General features: G+C 69.3%; 1 protein-coding gene. It reads right to left on the bottom strand.

The genetic code is table 11. From position 1 onward, the window contains the following. Positions 1 to 143 precede the first annotated feature (143 nt). Positions 144 to 1,547, bottom strand: a complete 1,404-nt coding sequence (locus HIR71_RS16195) for an IS1380 family transposase (protein WP_169326091.1) — start codon at positions 1,545 to 1,547, stop codon at positions 144 to 146. Positions 1,548 to 1,641 lie beyond the last annotated feature (94 nt).

Here is a 1,641-nt window from a genome sequence, read left to right as displayed (position 1 = left end):
AGCCTCGATCCACCGATGGGCCGTGGCTCGCTCGTTGATCTGGGCCGGGACGGCGGTGGTGGTTCTCGGGTGTGTGGTGTTCGCCGGTCTGCCCGGCTTTTCCACTGATGGTCCTTGGTCGTAGGCGGGTGTGGTCGGGGGGTTCAGGTGACCCGGGCGCTGTTCGGGACGACAGCGTCGTAGAGCGTTGTCCAGGCGTTGTGCCAGGGCCAGGCGGTGGGCAGGTGCAGGCGCAGCCGCCGGGCCGAGGTCGCGATCCGGGCGGGGACGTTGATGAGCTTGCGGCGGATCGTCGCGGTCGTCGCCCGGACCAGCGACGGGGCCGTGGTCACCGTGGCGGCAGCGCGGGTGAGGTTGAAGGCCATCACGGCACAGATCAGCCAGGCCGCGTTGGCGGTGAACACCCCGGAGGGCAGGTGGGCCAGGGCGGAGGCCTTGAGGTCGGCGTGGACGTTCTCGATGATCGCGTGGGCCCGGTGGGTCTGGTCCGCGGCGACCGTGTCGAGCCGGTCGGCGGGCGTGGTGGTGAAGAAGGCGTGGAAGCGCCAGGTCTCGAACAACGTCTCCTGCCCGTCGCCCTTCTTGGGGTTCAGGTCGGGGATGCGCCGCACGACGAGCCGGCCGGGGATCTGCTCGGACTTCTTCTTCGAGGTGAACGCGGTGAACGGGATCTCGGCGACCTGGGCCTTGGACACCCACGTGCTCGTGGCCTCGTCGTAGATCGCGTCGGTGTACTTGATCGTCGTCCACGCATCGGCGGGGATGCTCGCGATCGCGCGCTTGACCGCGGGGTCCATCCGGGCGGTGATCGAGACGTTCGCACCAGCCTTGAGGGCAGCGGTGACCAGGGTGTGGGAGTAGAACGCCGAGTCGGCTCGCATCAGCACGTCCCGGCCGGCGAGCCGGCTGCGGCGGATCAGCGCCAAGGTGTCCGTAGCGAGCCGGGCCGCCCCGCGCGGGGAACCCACCGACCCTTTGCGAAGCCGCTGGGCGGCGATCACCGGCGCGACCTGGTCGGTGGAGATCGTGGCGAGCAGGGCGTTGAGCCCTCTGACGCCGGAGTACCCGAACGCGGCCCCCTGCTTCTGGTAGCCGTGGACCTCGATGATGGTGTCGTCGAGGTCGACCATCACCCTGGCTGTGTCCTGGGCATCGCCCAGGACGTCGGTGTGCTCGCCCAGAGCGAGCAGGAACCGTGAGGCGACGGCGTCGACCTGGCGGACGTGGCCGAAGGTGAACGCGCGCAGGAACGAGCCCAGCGTCGAGGGGGCGTAGGCGCCGGTGAAGATCTTGCCCATGGCGCCGTGGCGCAGCAGGGCCATGTCGTCGATGCTGTCCGCGCCGGCGGCCATGCCCGCGACCAGCGAGGAAAGCTTGAGTCCGGCGTTGGCCCCCTTGTCGGTCGGCACGCTCAACCGCTCGTCGGCCAGCTCGCGCAGTCCCGCCCGCCGGGCCAGGGCCATCAACGGGACCAGGCCGGCGGCCGACACGAGGTTGGGCTCATCGAACGTCGCGGACACGACCGGACGGGTGTGAGAAAGTTGCATCGACGAGATGCCCTTCTTGAACTGGCGATACGGACCTTCGACAAGTCGTATCTTCCCAAGTCAGGAGGGCATTCTCGCGTTCCCACGCCCACCC

The sequence above is a fragment of the Cellulomonas fimi genome (genome assembly GCF_012952065.1).
GTDB lineage: Bacteria > Actinomycetota > Actinomycetes > Actinomycetales > Cellulomonadaceae > Pengzhenrongella > Pengzhenrongella fimi_A.
The sequence above is the reverse complement of the archived record's forward strand: the minus strand, read 5'-3'. Positions and strand labels throughout refer to the sequence as shown.